This window comes from Cetobacterium sp. (assembly GCF_048470075.1).
In the GTDB taxonomy this organism is placed as follows: domain Bacteria; phylum Fusobacteriota; class Fusobacteriia; order Fusobacteriales; family Fusobacteriaceae; genus Cetobacterium_A.
The window spans coordinates 1-19,605 of record NZ_DBGBQB010000320.1; the positions used below are offsets into that span (position 1 = coordinate 1).

The window sequence follows — 19,605 nt, forward strand, 5'->3', positions numbered from 1 at the left end:
TTTATACATGTTTTTTGTTCTAAGATTGAAAATAATAAAATTTGTGATACAAGTTTTGAACAATTAGATATTTTGAAAAATTATTTTGATTATGTACTTATAGAGGCTGATGGAAGCTCTAATAAACCTCTTAAAGGGTGGTATGACAATGAGCCTAGAATCTATCCATCAACTACAAAAACCATCGCTATTGTTGATATTACAGCTTTAAAAAAAGAAAAAAATGAAAATACTATCCATAGATTTGAACTTTTTCAAAAACAATATTTTAACCCTAATAAAACTATTGAAAAAAACGATTATATAGAGTATATTAATTCAAATAAGTTTTTTAAAAACAATTTAGGAGAGCAGATACTTTTCTTTAACAAAATTGAAAGTTTAGAAATTTTTAAAGAGTTTTTTAATATTGTAAATAGTTTGACCTTCTCTAGTAATATTTTTTTCGGTTCTATTTTTGAGAAGAAGTTTTTTCTCTATAAAAATATCACTCCTATTATTTTAGCTTCTGGATTTTCTAAACGATTTTTAGGCAATAAATTAATTTTCAAATTGAAAAATGGGAAAAGTATTTTAGAGAAAACGCTATTCAATGTATCTCAACTTAATTTCACTGAAAAAATAGTTGTTGGAAAAAACAGTATGTATGAAAGTTTAAGTAAAAAATATGGATTTATATATATATGCAATGACAAAGCGGAGTTAGGACAGAGCCACTCTGTCATTTTAGGAACTCTTGGTGCCTCTCTCTCTGGATATCTTTTTATTCCAGGAGATATGCCCTTTTTAACACAGAATACCATTATAAAACTCATCTATAATTTTCAAGTGTATGATGAGATTATAGTTCCTTTCATTGGGAACGAAAAAAAAGCTCCTGTTCTCTTTCCAAAGAGGTATCGTTTAGCACTTATAAGTTTAAAGGGCGATAGTGGTGGTAGAGAGATTTTAAAAAAGGAGAGATTTATAAAATGTAACTTTAAAAACTCTATAGAGTTTTTTGATATTGATACACAAGAAGATTTAAAAAAATTAGAAACACTGGAGGAACAAATATGAAATTACTAAAAGAATATATTGAAAAGTATGGATCTGTTACAGATAGCTCTATCTTAAAAGTGGATAGCTTTATCAATCACCAAATCGATCCTATTTTAATGATAGAGATTGGAGAGGAGCTAAAAAAACGTTTTGAGGGTAAAAACATAAATAAAATCCTTACAATTGAAGCTTCTGGTATTGCCATTGGTATCGCTGCTGCCTATGCTTTTAAGGTTCCTATGGTTTTTGCAAAAAAGAAGAAACCATCTACAATGGGAGACTCTTATAATGCAACTGTACACTCATTTACAAAGAAAACAGATTATAATATAACTGTTTCTAAGGAGTTTTTATCTCCAGAGGACAATATTCTTGTAGTTGATGATTTCTTAGCTATGGGAAATGCTATTCTTGGATTAAAAAATATAATTGAACAGGCTGGTGCTAATTTAAAAGGTGTTGGAATTGTTATTGAAAAAGGGTTCCAACCTGGTGGAACTATATTAAAAGAGCAAGGAATCCATCTTGAATCCCTTGCCATTATTGAGTCTTTGGAAAATAATACAATCACTTTAAAGTAATTTAAGTGACTAGTGCCGGAAAGAATCCTAATATTGTAAAAACTATTACAATTATTAGGATTTTTTTTCTTTCATTTCTTAAGACTTCGACCTCATTTTCTATTTTTCCATCTTTATGATTTTTTTTCCAACTTAGATATCCCAGTAGCGATGCGAATATATATCCCACTGTATAACATATAACATCAGCTCCATCAAAAGTTCCTATAAAAGTCCCATGGCCTCCAAATGCACCTTGAATTAATTCCATTCCAACCATAGCAATAAATATTATATTAAATATATTTTGAGCCTTTTTATAAAAAACCCTATTATGTAAAATAGAAACTCCCATTGAAAATAACCATAGCCCATCAGGTAGTGAATAGATTACCCAATTTGGAATATGCTTTCTGTAGACCCATACTATCTTTCTTATAGATTTGACATACGGATCTAACTTCATCACTTCAACTATTTGATAATAAAAAAGTTTTCTACTTCTAAAAAGTAGATATATTAGAACTGCTAAAGCAAATGATGATAAAACTATAAAAATTTTATTCAGTGTCCTCTTTTCCAAAAATACCCTTCTCATTTAGATATCTCACCACTTTCTCAACCCCTTCATCTAGAGTTTCATAGAATATCTCTGAATCATAAACGTATTTATCGATACTTTTTTGATAAAGTGGATCATAGTATTCTATCATAAGTATTTCTGAAAGCTCATCAATTTTATTTTGTCTTAGCATCTCTGAATACTCTGCATGTTTCTTTTCTCCGATATATCTTCCAACTTTATCTAAACAACTTTGAAGCTCCTCTGTTGTTGCTCCTGCATAATCGTCTCTTATTATGTCCACTCTATGTTTTATCGGTGTTTCCAGAGATAAGTGAATCCCCTCTCCTAAAGATTGGAATACATCCTCAGGAACATAGACATTTCCGATTCTTTTACTTTCACTTTCCGCTATAACATAGTCTGGTCTATTCCAATAAAAATAATCAAAAATTAAAGAATCGAATTTTTTTTGACTCTGCTCCTCCTTTTCACATACTCCTCCAAAGAATGATCCCTTATGGTTAGCTATTTTTTCTAAATCTAAAACTGAGTATCCTTTTTGTTCAAGTTTTTGTAAAATTTTTGTTTTTCCGATACCTGTTTTACCATGTAACACAATATATTTAACATCTTTATTATATGTTTTTATATTATCCAATATATATTGTCTATAAGCTCTGTATCCTCCGTCCAACTTCCAAGTTGTATATCCTAAAGCTTCAAATAGGGCCGCCATTGATCCACTTCTCATCCCACCACGAGCACAGTAAAATGCCAATCTTCCTTTGGCATGTTTTTGTACCTCTCTAAATATTTCTGGTAATCTTTTAGCTATGGCTTCCACTCCTAGCTCTTTAGCTTTCTCTGGAGAAACTTGCTTATATGCAGTTCCTACATCAACTCTCTCCTCATCTAAAAGTAATGGTATATTTATAGCCCCTGGAATAGGCTCCTCTCTAAACTCTTTTGGAGTTCTTACATCTATTAAGGTATAGTTCTTCTCCTTCAATAAATCTTCATACTTTACTAAAATCATTTTTTCCTCCATTTTTTGTGCTTGTTATATTTTACTATGATTTTTAATAAAATTGAATATTATTTATATAAAAAATATCTTTATTGTGATAAAATCTATTAAGAAATTAACTTTTATATTAGGAAGGAAGTTATGAAAACAAAAGCAAAAGAGTTATTAAAAACCATTTATGGATATAGCAATTTCAGAAAAGGGCAAGAGATAATCATCAATCATACCCTTTCTAAAAGGGATACCCTAGGCGTTATGTCCACTGGAGGTGGGAAATCTATCTGTTATCAAATCCCAGCCCTACTTTATCCTCATCTCACTATAGTCATCTCACCCCTTATCTCTTTAATGAAAGATCAAGTTGATTCTTTAAAGTATTTAGGGGTTAGAGCAGGATTTTTAAATTCAACTTTAAATAAAGAGGAGTATTTAAAATTAATCCAAGGTATTAGAAATAAAAGTATTAAAATTCTTTATATTGCTCCTGAAAGACTAATTAGTGAGAATTTTATAAATTTCATTAAAAATATCCAAATATCTATGGTCGCAGTTGATGAAGCTCACTGTATATCTCAGTGGGGTCATGATTTTAGAAAAAGTTATCTTGAAATTCCAAATTTTTTAGAAAAAATAAATCAAAGACCTCAAATTTTAGCTCTTACTGCCACTGCCACAGGTAAAGTTCGACAAGATATAATTGAAAAACTAAATCTTCAAAATCCAAAAATATCTGTGGATGGTTTTGATCGTGAAAATATCACTTTTAAAGTTGAGAAAGGTATTGTTCCTGAAGTTTTTATAACAGAGTATATCAAAAGAAATTCTAAAAAATCTGGTATAATATATGCAGCAACTAGAAAAGAGGTCGATAATCTCTATAGTTATTTAACTCTTAAAGGTTTCAATGTAGGTAAATATCATGCTGGTTTAGATGAGAAAGAGCGTTCCAATTTTCAAGAAAAATTTTTAAATGATGATATTAAGATTATGATTGCAACAAACGCTTTTGGTATGGGAATTGATAAATCAAATGTCAGATATGTAATCCATAGAAATATTCCAAAAGATTTGGAGAGTTACTATCAAGAGGCTGGTAGAGCTGGTAGAGATGGAGCTCCATCAGAGGCTATTCTTCTCTTCTTTGAAGAGGATGTTTCCACTCAGGAGTTTCTGATAGAACAAAATGAAGAGAGTTCCAATGAATTAAAACATAAAAAAAGAAAAAAACTCGACCAAATGGTTGATTACGCTTATTTAGAAAGTTGTTATCGAGAGTATATTTTAAAGTATTTTGGAGACAAAAGAATTAAAAATTACTGTGGAAATTGTGGAAATTGTAAAAACTTTAAAGATGTTAAATCCTTTACTCTAGATGCTCAAAAAGTTTTTTCCTGTATTGGTCGTACTAAGGAGAGCATTGGTATATCTACTCTAACAAATATTCTAATGGGAAAGATTGACTCTAAAATTGAAAGAAAAGAGTATTTTAAACTCTCTACCTTTGGGATTATGTCAACCTATAACAGAAGCGAACTTGAAGAGTTTATATACTATTTAATATCTGAAAACTATCTAGAGCAAAGTGCAGGTAGCTTTCCAACTTTAAAACTAACTTCCAAAGCTTATGAGGTCTTAAAAAATATTAAAGCAGTATTTAGAAAAATTAATGAATCTGTTACCTTTGACTATTTTGAAGATCCGCTATTTGAAACATTAAATTCACTTAGAAAAGAGATCGCTCAAAAAGAGGGTGTTCCTCCATATATTATCCTATCCGATTTAACTCTTATGGAGATGGCTGAAAAAAAGCCTCAAAATCGTTGGGAGATGCTTAAAATTAGAGGAATTGGAAATCAAAAATTTAAAAATTATGGTGAACTTTTTCTAAAAACTATTAATAAACTTTCTCCACAAGATATTGACATGCTTTATGTTGACAATATAATTGATGAAAAGTATCTTGGAGAAAAACAGCTTACAAGTTTAAAAAAACGTTTAAATATTGAAATTACAACTGATGAATTAAAAGAGATATTAATAAAAACTCTTTTTACTAACTAAAATGAGGTGAACTGATGTTATTTGAGTTTTTTATAGCAAAAAAACATATTTTTGAACACAAAAAACAAAGTTTTATAGGAATTGTTGGTATTGCTATTGGAATAATAGTATTGACTGTTTCAATTGGAATATCCAATGGATTAAATAAAAATATGATTGATAGTATTCTTTCTCTATCCAGTCATGTTACAGTAATCGGAAATGAAAACCTTAAAGATTATGATAAACTAGAAAATATTTTAAATACATATCCAGAAGTTAAAGGAGTTATTCCAAAAGTTTCTAGTCAAGGTATTGTTAAATATAATGGAATTTTAGGAACATATATCTCAGGAGTTAAATTAGATGGTTTAGATTTAGAAAAAGCTATTCCAGCACTAAATCTACAAAATAAAATAAAAAGAGGAAGTATTGATTTAAAAAATATGAAAGGGGTTCTTATTGGAGAGGAACTTTTAAATAGAATTGGAGGTAATATTGGTGATCCTATAAATATAATATCTGCCAATAACAAAGAGTTAGAACTTGAGATTATGGGAACTTTCCAAAGTGGATACTATGACTATGATCTATCCATGATTATTTTACCTCTTAAAACAGCCCAATATATAACTGAAAGAGATGGAACGATTAGCTCTATGGATCTTATTTTAAAAAATCCCTATGATGCTGATAAGGTCTCTAATAAAGTTTATAGCGATACTGGTCTTTATAATCGAACTTGGGGAAGTTTAAATCAGAATCTTTTAAAGGCATTGACTCTTGAAAAAACTGTAATGATTATAGGATTTTCATTAATCGTTATCATTGCTGGTTTTGTTGTTTGGGTTATTTTAAATACAATGGTTAGAGAGAAAATTAGATATATTGGTATAATGAGATCAATTGGAATATCCCATGGGTCAATTATTAAAATATTTTTGATTCAGGGCATTATTCTTGGTTTAACTGGAATTGTAATAGGTGTTTTAATATCTCTATTTTTACTTTGGTATATTAAAACTTACTCTCTTCCAGGGATTTCCTCAATATATTACTTAACAAAGGTTCCTATTGAACTATCTTTCAAAGAACTTCTAACAATTATAGGAGCTAATACTCTACTGATTTTCTTATCTAGTGTATTTCCTGCCTATAGAGCTGGTAAACTAAAAATTGTGGAGGCCCTAAGACATGACTAAAAATATTGTATTAGAACTTAAAAATATCTGTAAGAACTATTCTACCAAAACTGAAACTTTAGAAATAATTAAAAATCTAAATCTACAGATTGAAGAGGGGGATTTTATCTCTATTCTTGGACAATCAGGTTCTGGAAAAACAACTCTTTTAAATCTTATAGGTCTTTTAGATTCACCTACTTCTGGGGAAATATATATTGATAATGAAAAAATCTCTGTAAATAGCTCCAATATTGATTTAGTTAGAAATAGAAAAATTGGATTTGTTTTCCAATTTCACTATCTTTTACCTGAATTTACAGCTTTAGAAAATGTAATGATCCCTGCCCTTACTCAGGACTATTCAAAAAAAAGGGAGATAGAAAAAAAAGCTTTATCTCTTCTTAAAGAGGTTGGAGTGGATCATAGAGCCAATCATAAACCCACTGAACTCTCTGGAGGAGAGAAACAAAGAGTTGCCATAGCAAGAGCACTTATAAATGATCCTAAAATTTTACTTCTAGATGAACCTACCGGTAACCTAGATAATGAAACAAGTGAAAAAATTTTTAATATTTTCAAACAAATTAATAGCAAAAAACGTCAAACAATTATAACAGTAACACATTCAAGAGAGCTTGCTGAGATATCTAACAAAAAATTATTCTTAAAAAAAGGAATACTTTCAGAATAAAGGTATAGATAGAGTAAGAAAGCTACATAAATATCCATAAGGGGTGGTTTGTATGAGAATAAACTATAATACTAACGGAGATCTTGTTATTACTGATGCTATTAAAAGTCATTGTGAAAAAAATTTCTCTAAATTAGAAAAATTCTTTGACAATATTTTGACAGTTAATGTTACTTTGTCTGCTACAAAATCAAAAACAGGACCTCTACAGAGAGTTGACGCAAGAGTTCATGTAAACGGAACAGTAATTAAGGGTGTTTATACTGATGATGACCTTTATAATGCTATAGATCGTGTAACTGAAATTTTGGCAAAACAAATCAAAAAGCATAAGGAAAAATTAAGAGATAATAACCACGCTCTCCCTAATATTTCCAGTGGTAAAAAGATTACATTTGAGCCTTCTGATAATTCAATTACTGTACAATCTACTAAAAAAATTGAAAGTATCACAGTTAATCCAAGACCTATGGATGTTGAAGAAGCTATATTACAGTTAGAAGCTTTAAATAAAGACTTCTATGTATTCACTAACTCCGAAACAGGAGATATGAATATTGTCTATAAAAAAAGAAACGGTGATTATGGACACGTAGAACCAGCAGTTTTTTAAGAAATATAAGAATCCTAGTACAGCTAGGATTCTTTTTTATTTTATTAAAAATAAACTGGTTTATTTTCTCTGTTAAATGTGATAGAATATTATTATTGTGAACAAATTTATTATATATTAGGAGGTAAAATTGAAAAAAACAGATATTAGAATTGTCGATATTAAAAAAAGTTTCGACGGAGTTGATGTTTTGAAAAATATTAACTTAAATATTAACGATGGAGAGTTTTTTTCTATTTTGGGTCCATCTGGATGCGGTAAGACTACTCTTTTAAGAATGATTGCAGGATTTATTACTCCTGATAGCGGTGCAATTTATCTAGGAGATGAGAATATAGTTGATTTAGCCCCAAATAAAAGGAACGTTAATACAATCTTTCAAAAATATGCACTATTTCCTCATTTAACAGTTTATGAAAACGTAGCTTTTCCTCTTAGATTGAAAAAAGTTGATGAAAAAACAATTGATGCTGAGGTTAAAAAGTTTATTGAACTTGTTGACTTAAAGGATCATATGTATAAAAAACCAAATCAACTTTCAGGAGGACAGCAGCAAAGAGTTTCTATTGCTAGAGCTCTTATTAATAAGCCTGGTGTACTACTTCTTGACGAACCGCTATCAGCACTAGATGCCAAATTAAGACAAAATCTATTGATTGAACTTGACAATATTCATGATGAGGTAGGGATTACATTTATCTTTATCACCCATGACCAACAGGAAGCTCTGTCCATCTCTGATAGAATTGCAGTGATGAATAAGGGAAAAATTTTACAGGTAGGAACACCTGCTGAGGTTTACGAAGCTCCTGCTGATTCTTTCGTCGCTGATTTTATTGGAGAGAACAACTTTTTTGAGGGAGTTGTAACTGAAATTTTTGATGAAACTTATGGAAGAATTCAAACTGAGTCTTTAGGAGAGTTGATCTTTGAACTAGACAAACCTGTTAAGGTAGGAGATAAGATTAGAGTTTCTATAAGACCTGAAAAAATTAGAGTTTCAAAACATATTCCAACTGGACTTTCTGAAAAACACAATACTCTAAAGGTTTATGTTGATGAACTTATATACTCTGGATTCCAAAGTAAATATTTTGTTTGGGTTAATGGAGATAAAAATCTTCTATTTAAGGCCTTTAAACAACATGCTGTTTACTTTGATGAAGAGGACAATGATACAATACACTGGGATGAGGATGCTTATATATCTTGGCATGCTGACGATAGCTTCTTAGTTGAGGTGATATAAGTGAAAAAAATATCTTCTGGAAGCTTTTATAGCATCCCTTTGACACTTTGGATGTCTGTATTTTTTGTTATCCCAATGCTTATTGTTTTAAGTTATGCTTTTTTAACAAAGGGTACTTATGGTGGAGTTGAGATGATCTTCACTATGAAAAATTTCAATGTATTTTTTGAACCTGTATTTTTGAAAATATTATTTAGAACAATATATATATCTGTGGTTGTAACTATTGTAACTGTAATTTTAGCTATTCCAACAGCTTATTTTATAGCTAGATCAAAATTTAGACAAGAGCTTCTTATTCTTGTTATTATTCCATTTTGGACAAATTTTTTAATTAGAATATATGCTTGGATATCAATCTTAGGTTCTAACGGTTTTTTAAATACATTTTTAATTAAGTTAGGTATCATTGAAACTCCATTGAAGCTACTGTATAATACAGGATCTGTTATTTTAATTACGGTTTACACCAGTTTACCATTTGCTATATTGCCTCTTTACGCCATTATTGAAAAATTTGATTTTTCATTAGTTGAAGCTGCAAGAGACTTAGGAGCAACTAATAGTCAAGCTTTTAGAAAAGTTTTTTTACCAAATATAAAATCAGGTATTATCACAGCTATTTTATTCACTTTCATTCCTGCAATGGGATCATATGCGGTTCCTAAACTTGTTGGTGGTACTCAAGCTACAATGCTTGGTAATATTATCGCTCAACACCTAACTGTAACAAGAAACTGGCCTTTAGCCTCTGCTATATCAGCTATGCTTATCTTAGTTACATCAATTGCTCTTCTTATCTTTATGAGAGCTGAAAAAAATTCTAAGGAGGTAAGTGATGAATAAAAGAAGGACATCTTTATTTTTCTTTATTCTTTCTATGATATTCTTTTATTTACCGCTGCTAATTCTTGTTATCTACTCTTTTAATGAAGGAAGATCAAGTACTTGGCAAGGGTTTTCTATGAAATGGTATAAAGAGTTATTTCTATATTCAGATAATATTTGGAAAGCTTTTAAATATAGTTTAATAATAGGTATTCTATCTAGTACAACATCAACTTTAATCGGAACTCTGGGAGCTATTGGTATCCATTGGTATCACTTTAAGCATAAAAATTATCTAAAGGTTATAACTTTTCTACCTTTAGTTATTCCAGATATTATCCTGGGAGTTTCACTTTTAATTATGTTTGCTACAATTAAATTGGAATTAGGATTAACTAGTATTTTTATAGCACATACAACATTTAATATTCCCTTTGTGTTATTTATTGTTCTATCGAGACTTGGTGAATTTGACTACTCTATTGTTGAAGCTGCCTATGACTTAGGAGCAAATGAGTTTCAAACATTAAAAAAAATAATACTACCCATGCTGACACCTGCTATAATTTCAGGTTTTTTAATGGCTCTTACTCTGTCATTTGATGACTTTGTAACAACATTCTTTGTAGCTGGACCTGGTTCTTCCACTTTACCACTTAGAATTTATTCTATGATTAGATTGGGAGTTTCTCCAGTGGTTAACGCATTGTCAGTATTACTTATCGTTTTATCAATAGCTTTAACTCTATCTACAAAAAGTTTACAAAAGTATTTTGTAAAATAGATTTTTATATAGTATAATACTATCAGTAAAAACAGGAGGGCATATATGAAAAAAATCATTAAATTACTATCTCTAGTAGTGTTATTCGTCATCATGATGGGATGTTCATCTACTGGGAAGACTCAAGCAGTAAAATATAACGATATTAGAGCTACTTTTGTGACAACGCAAGGGGATATTACTTTCTACTTATATCCAGAAGCTTCACCGATTACTGTAGCTAATTTTATAAACCTTGCTAAGAGAGGATTCTATGACAATACTAAAATTCATAGAGCCGTTGAGAATTTTGTTGTTCAAGGTGGAGACCCTACTGGAAGAGGAGATGGGGGACCAGGTTACACTATTCCTGATGAGTTTTCTAAATGGCTAGATTTCTATCAACCAGGTATGCTAGCAATGGCTAACACAGGACCTGAAACTGGAGGATCTCAGTTTTTCTTCACTCTTTATCCTGCTGATTGGTTAAATAATAAGCATACTATATTTGGAGAATATGTGGATGAAAAAGACTTTAATAATATCAAAAAGTTAGAAGTTGGAGATGTTATTAAAGAGATTAAATTCACAGGAGATGTTGATTTATTCCTATCTCTTCATAAATCACAAGTTGAGGAGTGGAATGCAATACTAGATAAAAACTTCCCTAATTTAAAAAAATATCCTATTAAAGATAAAAGTGAATTCAGTGGAGAAGTTCAAGAGTATTATGATGAATTAAAAGGAATTTATACTAAAAAAGATGAAAAGGCTCAAGATGAAAAAGAGTGGTTTATCCCTAGATTTATCAGAGCTACTGAGAAAAAAATAAAAGAAGCAAAAAATAACTAATAAGAAAAAGGTCCTATATCAAATGATATAAGACCTTTTTTTATCTATTTTAACTCCATTATCTTTAATGTTGAAGCTATTAACCCTTTTACTCCAGTCTTTATAGCATCGTCATTAGCATTAAATCTATTCGAATGAAGTGGATAGTTTTTCTCATTTTCAAAACCACATCCTATTCTAAATAATGCCCCAGGAACTTTTTCTAAATAGTAGGCAAAATCCTCTCCACCCATAGATGGTTGTGGATTGGATATATAACTCTCTTCACCTAAATCCTCTGTAATTGAGTTTTTTATAATCTCTGAAATTTTACTATCATTTACAAGGGGAGGAATACCACTTTTTATGTAAACCTCTGCTTCTCCCCTATACGCTTCCACAATTTTTATTACAATCTCTTCCAATCTTTTATGTATATACTCTCTAATCTCTGAATTAAGTGTTCTTATTGTCCCAGTCATCTCAACACATTTAGGTATTATATTCTCTTTAGTTCCACCATTTATTGTTCCAAAAGTTATTACTCCTGACTCTAAAGGTGAAATTTCTCTTGAAATTATTGTCTGAACTGCGCATATTACATCCCCTGCTATAACAATGGGATCTACAGTTTTATGAGGATAAGCAGCATGTCCTTGTACTCCATTTATCACTATTTTGAAAGTATCAGTCGCTGCACATACCTGTCCGCTACGAAAAAATATCTTCCCAGCTGGTTGATCTGGCCAACAATGTAATCCCAAAATTCCCTCTATCTCCATTCCATTGAAACAGCCATTTTCAATCATATATTTTGCCCCTTCACCTATCTCCTCTCCCGGTTGAAATATTAATCTCACACTCTTTTCCAAATTTTCTTTATATTTATTAAAAATTTGGGCTGCTCCCAATAGGCAAACAGTATGTATATCATGCCCACAGGCATGGGAAACTCCTATATTTTTTGATTTATTTTCAGCCTCTAATTCCTCTGTTATTGGCAAAGCATCTATATCTGCTCTCAGAGCTATTCCCCTATCTCTATTTTTCCCATAGACTGTTGCAATAATCCCTGTATCTCCCACTTTGGCTACTTCATCCACCCCGAACTCAATCAGTTTTTCATATAAAAAATTAGTAGTCTTATACTCCTTCATAGAAAGTTCTGGTTCACTATGGATTTTATCTCTGTACCCCTTCAGCTCTTTTATTATCAAGTCCACCTCTTCATTTAAATTAAATTTTACGCTCATATTTTTATACCCCCTATCAAATAAAAATAACTACTTATAGTATCTTTACATTATAGATGAAGTTTGTCAATAATAAAATAGATTGACTGGATAAAAAAAAGGTCTTAAACCTCTTCAATTCAGGGTTAAGACCAATTTAATTTTTTATTAATATTCTAATTTTTATGCTTCTTTTACTCTTCTAATCATATCCATTGCTTCAAATCCACCCTCTAATACAACTTTTACTACTGAATTTGGATTTGCTGCTTCAACAACTTCCTCTCCAGATTTAGTTATTAGAGTCATTTTAGGCATAATAATCTCTCTAGGTTTACCTGATGGAGTTATAACTTCTAAAGTTTCTCCAGATAAAACTCTATTTCTAATTCCTAACATATACTCATTTTCGCCAATTTTTTCCTCAATTTTTGCTACTAATTGGTGAGTTTGACTATAAGAGTTTCTGTCATTATAGTTATTGGCTTCCGCTCCTGGTTGTCCATGATAGAACCCTTGAGTATATGATCTATTTGATGTAGATTGAATCTCTTCCATCCATGTTGGATCATACTCAAACTCTCCAGCATAATACTTGTTTATAGCATCTTTATATACTTTTACAGCATTTGAAACATAATAGATACCTTTCATTCTACCCTCAATTTTTAAAGAGTCCACTCCTAAGTCAAGAATTTTATCTATTATCTCTATTGTGCATAGATCTTTTGAGTTAAATATATATGTTCCTCTCTCATCTTCAAAAACAGGCATATACTCATTTGGTCTAGTTTCTTCAACTAGGTTGTACTTCCATCTACATGATTGAGCACAGTCTCCTCTATTAGCATCTCTACCTGTCATGTAGTTACTCAATAGACATCTTCCTGATACAGACATACACATAGCTCCATGTACGAATACCTCTAACTCAATATCAGGAACTTTGGCTCTTATCTCAGCAATATTATCTAAAGATATCTCTCTTGCTAAAACTACTCTTTTAGCTCCTAAATCCTTCCACATCTTTACTGAACGCCAGTTTGTATTACTCGCTTGAGTGCTTACACTTATATTTAAGTTAGTATTCTCCTTTACAACTTGGAAAACTCCTAAATCTGCAACGATTACTCCATCTACTCCAATCTCTTCTAAGTATTTTACATAATCAGGCAATAGTTCTAACTCATTGTTATGAGGGATTATATTAAGTGCTACATACACTCTTTTTCCCATTGAATGTGCATATTCAACAGCCTCTTTTAACTCCTCATCACTAAAGTTATGACTTCCAGCTCTTAGGTTAAACATCTTTCCACCTAAAAATACTGCGTCTGCTCCATAGTGGAAAGCCATTTTTAACTTTTCCATATTTCCTGCTGGAGCTAATAATTCTGCTCTTTTCATTTTTTCTCACCTTTCTATTCAACCTTAGTCGTATAATCTCCAAACTTGGTAATCTCGTGGAAGAATTTCAAGTTTACAGTTCCAACTGGTCCATTTCTTTGCTTTCCTATAATAACCTCTGTTATACCTTTTTGTTCTGATTCATCATTATAATAATCATCTCTATATAAAAATACAACCATATCAGCATCCTGCTCAATTGCTCCTGATTCTCTTAAGTCCGACAGCATTGGTCTTCTGTCAGCTCTTTGCTCTGGAGCACGAGAAAGCTGTGATAATGCAATTATTGGTATATCTAGCTCTCTAGCTATCCCTTTTAATGATCTTGAAATATCAGATATTTCTTGTTGTCTATTATCTGACTTTCCACTAGTTCCCTTTATAAGCTGTAAATAGTCAATTAAAATCATATCTAACTTTCCTGCTGCTTTTAATCTTCTTGCTATTGATCTTATCTCTAAAACATTTACATTTGGAACATCTGCTATATTTATTTCAGCATTTGCTAATTTACCACTAGCAATACCCAATTTACCCCAGTCATCCTCGCCTAAAAAACCATTTCTGATCTTCTGTAATCCAATTCCTGCCTCTATAGCTAAAAGTCTTTGTAATAGCTGCGAACTTGACATCTCCAAGCTGAATACTAAAACTCCCTTATCAGCTTTCATAGCTGCATTTAAAGCTAAGTTTAGAGCAAAGGCAGTCTTACCCATTGACGGTCTTGCTGCTAAAATAACTAAATCTGAGGGGTGGAATCCACTTGTCATCTCATCAAAATGCTTAAATCCACTAGAGATTCCTGTTGTAACACCTTTATTTTGAAGAAGTTGCTCCAATCTTTCAAACTCATTTGTAACAACCTCTTTTAAACTAACAATATCTTTTGATTCCTTGCTTTCAGCAACTTTAAAAATCATTCCTTCAGCTTTATCCAAAATAGTATCGACATCCTCATACCCTTCATATGTCATCTCAACTATCTTAGTTCCTATATCTCCAAGTTTTCTTAAAGTGGCTTTTTCCTTTATAATTCTTGCATAAGTTAAAATATTTGCTGCAGTTGGAACTTCCTCTATAATCTCATAAAATATAGCCTCTCCTCCAATATCATCAAACTTATCTTTTCTTTTTAATCTATCCATAACGATTATTGGATCTATTGATTCTCCTGAGCTATATATCTCCTGCATAACTTCAAAAATTAACTTATGAGCCATCTTATAAAAATCACTTGAGGTAATAATCTCTATTACCTCACTGAATATATCTGGCTTTAAAAAAATACCACCTAGAACCGATCTTTCAGCCTCTAAACTGCTTGGAATCTTTCTAAGTTTTTCTATATCTTCCATATTTCACTATCCTTTTATAACTACTAGAACCTCAGCCTTTACATCTGTATGTAATTTTACGATTACTTTATGCTCTCCTAAGCTCTTAATAGTGCACTCTATTTTTTTTCTGTCTATATCTAATCCAAACTCTTTCTTTAACTCTACTGAAATCTCTTTATTTGTTATTGCTCCAAACAGTTTTCCGTTATCCCCTGTTTTCCCAACAATTGTTAATTTTTTACTCTCTAATAAAGCTTTTATTTCAATTGATTTCTTTTTTTCCTCTTCAGCTTTTTTAGCATCTCTTATTTTTTTATTTTCTATCTTTTTTAACTCCTCTGGAGTTGCAATAATCCCTTTATTGTTTTTTAATAGGAAGTTTTTCGCATATCCTTCAGAAACACTTACAATCTCTCCTTTTCTTCCTTGCCCTGCCACATCTGCTGTTAAAATTACTTGTATTTTTGACATAAAAACTCCTCCTAATTATTTTATGATTTTACTATTTTTATTTTTATTCCACTAGCTAATGCTCCAAAAATAAATGCAAACTCTGGAGATATTAAAGCTAGAAATACACCTATCGTAAAGCATAAGGATTGCTTTTTTACTTTTTCATTTAATATTCCAGCAACTATCCTCATAAAATACATTATATACACTATCTTTAAAATACTTAAAATATTTCCAGTTAGACTTCCTCCAAATGATGTATACTTTTCTATAAAGAAAACTATCACATATGGTACTAACCATAAATATGAGACATCCCATTTAAAAAAACTCTCTTTATTTAAAAAATAATATGTTAAAAACACTGTCATATTTATATATACAAATATTAAATATATGAAATTATCCTTAATATATTTAAAAGCCATATCCACCTCATATTGAGTGAATGTTGTCTTTTGTAAATATAAATTTTTTAATTGTTCAAAGCCTATGTTTAAACCCACTCTATTAAAGTACATATAAACACAGATTCCTGCTCCTATCAATAAACTTGTTATAAAAATTCTATCAAAACATGGAATTTTCTTACCATATCTCTTCAATAAATAATATAAAATCTCTATTGAGCAAAAAACTCCTATATATGTTATTAAAAATTTTATATCTACCCAGCCTATAGCAGCTAAAGCAACTATATTGGCTATAATTTTAGTTTTTAAATCTGCATTTTCTAACTTTTTTATCTTATAGTATGGTAATACCCAACTTAAAAAAGGCATTGATGTAGAAACTAAAAACAGTGCTGCTATTATTATTCCTGTTATTAAAAACATTAATCCTCCTAAAACTTTATCAGGATAATTATACCATAAAGGTAGAGTTTTGTTAAGCTATATTATCTCTCCTCCAAAAAAATCTATTATTTTTTTAGAAAAATCTTCACCTTCTGCTCTATCTTTATTTTTATTAACCTCTTGTAATTCATATCTTATCATAACTTTTGACTTAAGAACCTTTCTGACAACATCTAAAAATAGTGTTCTATAAGGTTCTGTCTCCATCATGTTTTTTGCAAAACTCTGGTCATTAGCAAATCCAATGACTAAGGTATTATTTGAAAAATCTTTAAAATATGCCTTAATTAAAAAGGCTCCAAAAGTCATTTTTACTTTTTTAGCTTCATCTATTATGTTATTCCAAGATTTTTTTACCTCTTCATAACTTATTTTTGTCGTAGCATCTACTTCATTGTAATTATCTGCTAGACTATCTATCTCTAAAACATCTTCCGACTTTTGAACTCTCTCTATAATCTTTTCAACTATAACCTCTTTTTCCACTTTTTCAGTCAATCTATTTAGAATAACATATCCAACTAATCTTTTATCCTCTTCATAACGAAATTTAGATAAAACATCATATACTGTGTCAATTATTTCCAACCCAATCTCAGTATTTAAGTCATTTTTTACTATTTTATCTTTTGCTCTCTTAGCCAAATCTTTAAAAAATAACTCTATATCAATTGAATTTTTCCATATCTCCTCTAATAGTTCAATTCCTTGAGACTGATCTTTTTTCTGTACAATATCGATAAATTGATCTATAACTTTTACTGGTGTTATTCCTAAAACATCTTCAGTCTTTTCAATCACAATATCTTTATTATCGGTATTTATCATCAATCTTTCCAATATAGATATGGAATCTCTCATACTTCCACTAGAAGCCTCATAAATTGCCATTAAACTAAGTTCATCTATCTTATATCCCTCATTGTCGATTATATATACAAGTTTCTCTCTCATATCTCTATAGTTTACACTTTTAAAGTCATATCTTTGACATCTTGAAATAATAGTTGGTAGAATCTTATCTGGCTCTGTTGTGGCTAATATAAATAAAACATGCTCTGGTGGTTCCTCAAGTGTTTTTAAAAGAGCGTTAAAAGCCTCTTTTGTCAACATATGAACCTCATCTATTATGTAAACTTTTTTTCTTCCCTTTGTAGGACTATAATTTATTTTTTCTTTCAGCTGCCTTATTTCATCAATTCCTCTATTCGATGCAGCATCTATCTCAATTAAATCCAAAAAATTTCCCGCTGAAATCTCTCTACAATTTTCACATATGTTACAAGGAGTGTCTGTTACACCATTTGTTAAACAGTTTACTCCCTTTGCCATAAGTCTGGCGATAGATGTTTTCCCTACACCACGAGGCCCTGTAAATAGGTAGGCATGAGCTAATCTATTAGATTTTAAAGAGTTTTTTAAGGTCTGAACAATCTCTTGCTCTCCTGCAATCTCCTCAAAATCTTTAGGTCTATATTTTCTATATAATGTTACGTGCATTTTTTCCTCCTAAGGCCTAAATTTTTTATTCTAAGCCATAGTTATTCATCTTTGTTCTTAACGTATTTCTTGTTATTCCAAGTAACTCCGCCGTTTCAACCTTTTTACCACTTGTTATCTCCAATACCTGACGTATTAGCTCTTTTTCTACTTTTGATATTATTATTCCATAATAATTATTTTGCTTATTATTTTTTAATCCTAAAAGTTCCCCTTCTATCCAATCAGTTAATACCCAACTTTGGTTATCCCCTTTTCTTTTGGAAATCTTATTTCCAGTTACATTTCCTGGTAACTCCTCAACTAATATTGAGCTTCCTCTACATAGAGCTACCGCTGACTTAATAGCATTTTTTAATTCATTTACATTTCCTGGCCAATCGTATCTCATTATCTTTTTCATAGCGGGTTTACTGACACCTTTTACCGCTTTATGTAACTCCTCATTACAACTTGAAAGATAGTGATCTATAATGAATGGAATATCATCCTTTCTGTCTCTTAGAGGTGGAATATTAATCTCTAAAATTTTCAACTTATTATATAGCTCATCTATAAACAATTTTTTATTGATTAACTCCTCTAAGTTTTCACTAGTTGTAGCTACTATTCTAATATCCATCTCTATGGGCTCAGAACCACCCATTCTAAAAAATTCACCCTCTTGTAAAAGATATAAAATTTTCGATTGCATATCCAAACTTAAAGATTCTATATTTCCTAGGTGTAAAGTTCCACCATTCGCTTTTTCTAAATCTCCAATCTGAGAGAATGCCGCTCCCTCAAAAGCTCCCTTTTCATATCCAAATAACTTTCTTTCTAAAAGATTATTTTGAAATGATGTACAGTTTACAGATAGAAATGGTTTTGTGCTCCAGTCACTAAATTGATGAATTGCTGTTGCCACACTACTTTTTCCAGTTCCTTTTTCACCAACTACTAAAACTGGTATTCTACTATTTGAAACTCTACCAATCATCTTATATACTTCTACAATCTCTTTTGTTTGTCCTATTAACTTATCTCCAGTGTTTTTGTTTCTATCAACTCTTTCAGCTAATAATTTATGATCTTTTACTGCTTTTTCTAAGATTTTATTAACATCTTTCGGACTAATTGGTTTTAAAATATAGTCATAAGCTCCCGCTTTTATAACTCCTGCAACTAATTTTAAATTTGAAGTTTCTCCCATTATTATAATTACTGATCTTTTATGTGTCTCTGTAATTTTCTTTACAAGGTTCACTAGGGCATCCTGCTGTAAATTTGTTTCATCTATTACAACAGCCTCATATTTTCGTTCTTTCAACAGTTCCATAAAAGAACTGATATTCTCTGCAAACCTTAATTCGTTTTCAAAATTACTTTCTAACTCATCCTTTAATTCATTTTCTAATCTAAATCCTAAAAGAGTCAAATCTCTTCAC

At 30.6% G+C, this 19,605-nt stretch carries 19 protein-coding genes; 10 read left to right on the top strand and 9 right to left on the bottom strand.

The window, feature by feature from the left end; genetic code table 11:
• Positions 1-1,059: selenium cofactor biosynthesis protein YqeC (yqeC, locus tag ACMOUI_RS11035; protein ID WP_418965746.1), on the top strand; the 1,059-nt coding region annotated here is incomplete at its 5' end.
• Entirely contained in the window at positions 1,056-1,622 is a 567-nt protein-coding gene (locus ACMOUI_RS11040; protein ID WP_418965747.1) for a xanthine phosphoribosyltransferase, read from the top strand. The genes yqeC and ACMOUI_RS11040, both read left to right, overlap by 4 nt.
• A gap of 1 nt (position 1,623) precedes the next feature.
• On the opposite strand, the gene ACMOUI_RS11045 is transcribed toward ACMOUI_RS11040, so the two are convergent.
• On the bottom strand, positions 1,624-2,199 hold the full coding sequence (locus ACMOUI_RS11045; protein ID WP_418965748.1) for a hypothetical protein: 576 nt from the start codon (positions 2,197-2,199) through the stop codon (positions 1,624-1,626).
• Positions 2,162-3,202 carry a tRNA 2-selenouridine(34) synthase MnmH gene (gene mnmH / locus ACMOUI_RS11050; protein ID WP_418965749.1) on the bottom strand — a complete coding sequence of 347 codons (1,041 nt, stop codon included), beginning with the start codon at positions 3,200-3,202 and terminating at the stop codon, positions 2,162-2,164. The genes ACMOUI_RS11045 and mnmH overlap by 38 nt, the downstream gene beginning before the upstream one ends.
• A 132-nt stretch (positions 3,203-3,334) precedes the next feature.
• Here mnmH and recQ point away from each other — a divergent pair, with 132 nt between their 5' ends.
• The 8 genes from recQ to ACMOUI_RS11090 all read left to right on the top strand — a co-directional run bounded on the left by recQ (position 3,335) and on the right by ACMOUI_RS11090 (position 11,413).
• Positions 3,335-5,254 carry a DNA helicase RecQ gene (recQ, locus tag ACMOUI_RS11055; RefSeq protein WP_418965750.1) on the top strand — a complete coding sequence of 640 codons (1,920 nt, stop codon included), beginning with the start codon at positions 3,335-3,337 and terminating at the stop codon, positions 5,252-5,254.
• A 14-nt stretch (positions 5,255-5,268) separates the two neighbouring features.
• Positions 5,269-6,435: an ABC transporter permease gene (locus ACMOUI_RS11060; protein WP_418965751.1), complete on the top strand. Its 1,167-nt coding sequence runs from the start codon at positions 5,269-5,271 to the stop codon at positions 6,433-6,435.
• On the top strand, positions 6,428-7,108 hold the full coding sequence (locus ACMOUI_RS11065) for an ABC transporter ATP-binding protein (protein ID WP_418965752.1): 681 nt from the start codon (positions 6,428-6,430) through the stop codon (positions 7,106-7,108). Before ACMOUI_RS11060 ends, ACMOUI_RS11065 begins: the two co-directional genes overlap by 8 nt.
• 52 nt (positions 7,109-7,160) lie before the next feature.
• Complete coding sequence (gene hpf / locus ACMOUI_RS11070) at positions 7,161-7,721, top strand: ribosome hibernation-promoting factor, HPF/YfiA family (RefSeq protein WP_418965780.1); 561 nt, start codon at positions 7,161-7,163, stop codon at positions 7,719-7,721.
• A gap of 130 nt (positions 7,722-7,851) precedes the next feature.
• Positions 7,852-8,970, top strand: coding sequence for an ABC transporter ATP-binding protein (locus tag ACMOUI_RS11075; RefSeq protein ID WP_418965753.1), 1,119 nt, complete (start codon positions 7,852-7,854; stop codon positions 8,968-8,970).
• Complete coding sequence (locus ACMOUI_RS11080; RefSeq protein ID WP_418965754.1) at positions 8,971-9,816, top strand: ABC transporter permease; 846 nt, start codon at positions 8,971-8,973, stop codon at positions 9,814-9,816.
• Positions 9,809-10,582, top strand: coding sequence for an ABC transporter permease (locus ACMOUI_RS11085; protein WP_418965755.1), 774 nt, complete (start codon positions 9,809-9,811; stop codon positions 10,580-10,582). Before ACMOUI_RS11080 ends, ACMOUI_RS11085 begins: the two co-directional genes overlap by 8 nt.
• 45 nt (positions 10,583-10,627) lie before the next feature.
• Positions 10,628-11,413 (top strand): peptidylprolyl isomerase, encoded by a 786-nt coding sequence (locus ACMOUI_RS11090; RefSeq protein ID WP_418965756.1) that lies wholly within the window; start codon positions 10,628-10,630, stop codon positions 11,411-11,413.
• Positions 11,414-11,457: 44 nt separating this feature from the next.
• On the opposite strand, the gene ACMOUI_RS11095 is transcribed toward ACMOUI_RS11090, so the two are convergent.
• The 7 genes from ACMOUI_RS11095 to ACMOUI_RS11125 form a co-directional block, all read right to left on the bottom strand.
• Positions 11,458-12,645 (bottom strand): M20 metallopeptidase family protein, encoded by a 1,188-nt coding sequence (locus ACMOUI_RS11095; RefSeq protein WP_418965757.1) that lies wholly within the window; start codon positions 12,643-12,645, stop codon positions 11,458-11,460.
• A gap of 162 nt (positions 12,646-12,807) precedes the next feature.
• On the bottom strand, positions 12,808-14,031 hold the full coding sequence (locus ACMOUI_RS11100) for a peptidase U32 family protein (RefSeq protein ID WP_418965758.1): 1,224 nt from the start codon (positions 14,029-14,031) through the stop codon (positions 12,808-12,810).
• 14 nt (positions 14,032-14,045) lie between these two features.
• Positions 14,046-15,386, bottom strand: coding sequence for a replicative DNA helicase (gene dnaB / locus ACMOUI_RS11105; protein ID WP_418965759.1), 1,341 nt, complete (start codon positions 15,384-15,386; stop codon positions 14,046-14,048).
• Positions 15,387-15,392: 6 nt separating this feature from the next.
• Positions 15,393-15,839, bottom strand: coding sequence for a 50S ribosomal protein L9 (gene rplI / locus ACMOUI_RS11110; protein WP_418965760.1), 447 nt, complete (start codon positions 15,837-15,839; stop codon positions 15,393-15,395).
• A 20-nt stretch (positions 15,840-15,859) separates the two neighbouring features.
• Positions 15,860-16,657, bottom strand: a complete 798-nt coding sequence (locus ACMOUI_RS11115) for a hypothetical protein (protein WP_418965761.1) — start codon at positions 16,655-16,657, stop codon at positions 15,860-15,862.
• 57 nt (positions 16,658-16,714) lie between these two features.
• A complete protein-coding gene (gene dnaX / locus ACMOUI_RS11120) occupies positions 16,715-18,178 on the bottom strand; it encodes a DNA polymerase III subunit gamma/tau (protein ID WP_418965762.1) in 1,464 nt (487 codons plus the stop codon).
• A 25-nt stretch (positions 18,179-18,203) separates the two neighbouring features.
• The gene (locus tag ACMOUI_RS11125; RefSeq protein WP_418965763.1) at positions 18,204-19,595 is read right to left on the bottom strand and encodes a sigma-54-dependent transcriptional regulator; all 1,392 of its coding nucleotides are present in this window, start codon (positions 19,593-19,595) and stop codon (positions 18,204-18,206) included.
• Positions 19,596-19,605: the final 10 nt, after the last annotated feature.

Coding starts and splice junctions, on each gene's coding strand:
- ACMOUI_RS11040 (WP_418965747.1), top strand. CDS start 1,056: ATGAAATTACTAAAAGAATATATTGAAAAGTATGGATCTGTTACAGAT.
- mnmH (WP_418965749.1), bottom strand. CDS start 3,202: ATGATTTTAGTAAAGTATGAAGATTTATTGAAGGAGAAGAACTATACC.
- dnaX (WP_418965762.1), bottom strand. CDS start 18,178: ATGCACGTAACATTATATAGAAAATATAGACCTAAAGATTTTGAGGAG.
- ACMOUI_RS11085 (WP_418965755.1), top strand. CDS start 9,809: ATGAATAAAAGAAGGACATCTTTATTTTTCTTTATTCTTTCTATGATA.
- ACMOUI_RS11100 (WP_418965758.1), bottom strand. CDS start 14,031: ATGAAAAGAGCAGAATTATTAGCTCCAGCAGGAAATATGGAAAAGTTA.
- ACMOUI_RS11090 (WP_418965756.1), top strand. CDS start 10,628: ATGAAAAAAATCATTAAATTACTATCTCTAGTAGTGTTATTCGTCATC.
- ACMOUI_RS11095 (WP_418965757.1), bottom strand. CDS start 12,645: ATGAGCGTAAAATTTAATTTAAATGAAGAGGTGGACTTGATAATAAAA.
- ACMOUI_RS11065 (WP_418965752.1), top strand. CDS start 6,428: ATGACTAAAAATATTGTATTAGAACTTAAAAATATCTGTAAGAACTAT.
- dnaB (WP_418965759.1), bottom strand. CDS start 15,386: ATGGAAGATATAGAAAAACTTAGAAAGATTCCAAGCAGTTTAGAGGCT.
- recQ (WP_418965750.1), top strand. CDS start 3,335: ATGAAAACAAAAGCAAAAGAGTTATTAAAAACCATTTATGGATATAGC.
- ACMOUI_RS11045 (WP_418965748.1), bottom strand. CDS start 2,199: ATGAGAAGGGTATTTTTGGAAAAGAGGACACTGAATAAAATTTTTATA.
- ACMOUI_RS11115 (WP_418965761.1), bottom strand. CDS start 16,657: ATGTTTTTAATAACAGGAATAATAATAGCAGCACTGTTTTTAGTTTCT.
- hpf (WP_418965780.1), top strand. CDS start 7,161: ATGAGAATAAACTATAATACTAACGGAGATCTTGTTATTACTGATGCT.
- rplI (WP_418965760.1), bottom strand. CDS start 15,839: ATGTCAAAAATACAAGTAATTTTAACAGCAGATGTGGCAGGGCAAGGA.
- ACMOUI_RS11060 (WP_418965751.1), top strand. CDS start 5,269: ATGTTATTTGAGTTTTTTATAGCAAAAAAACATATTTTTGAACACAAA.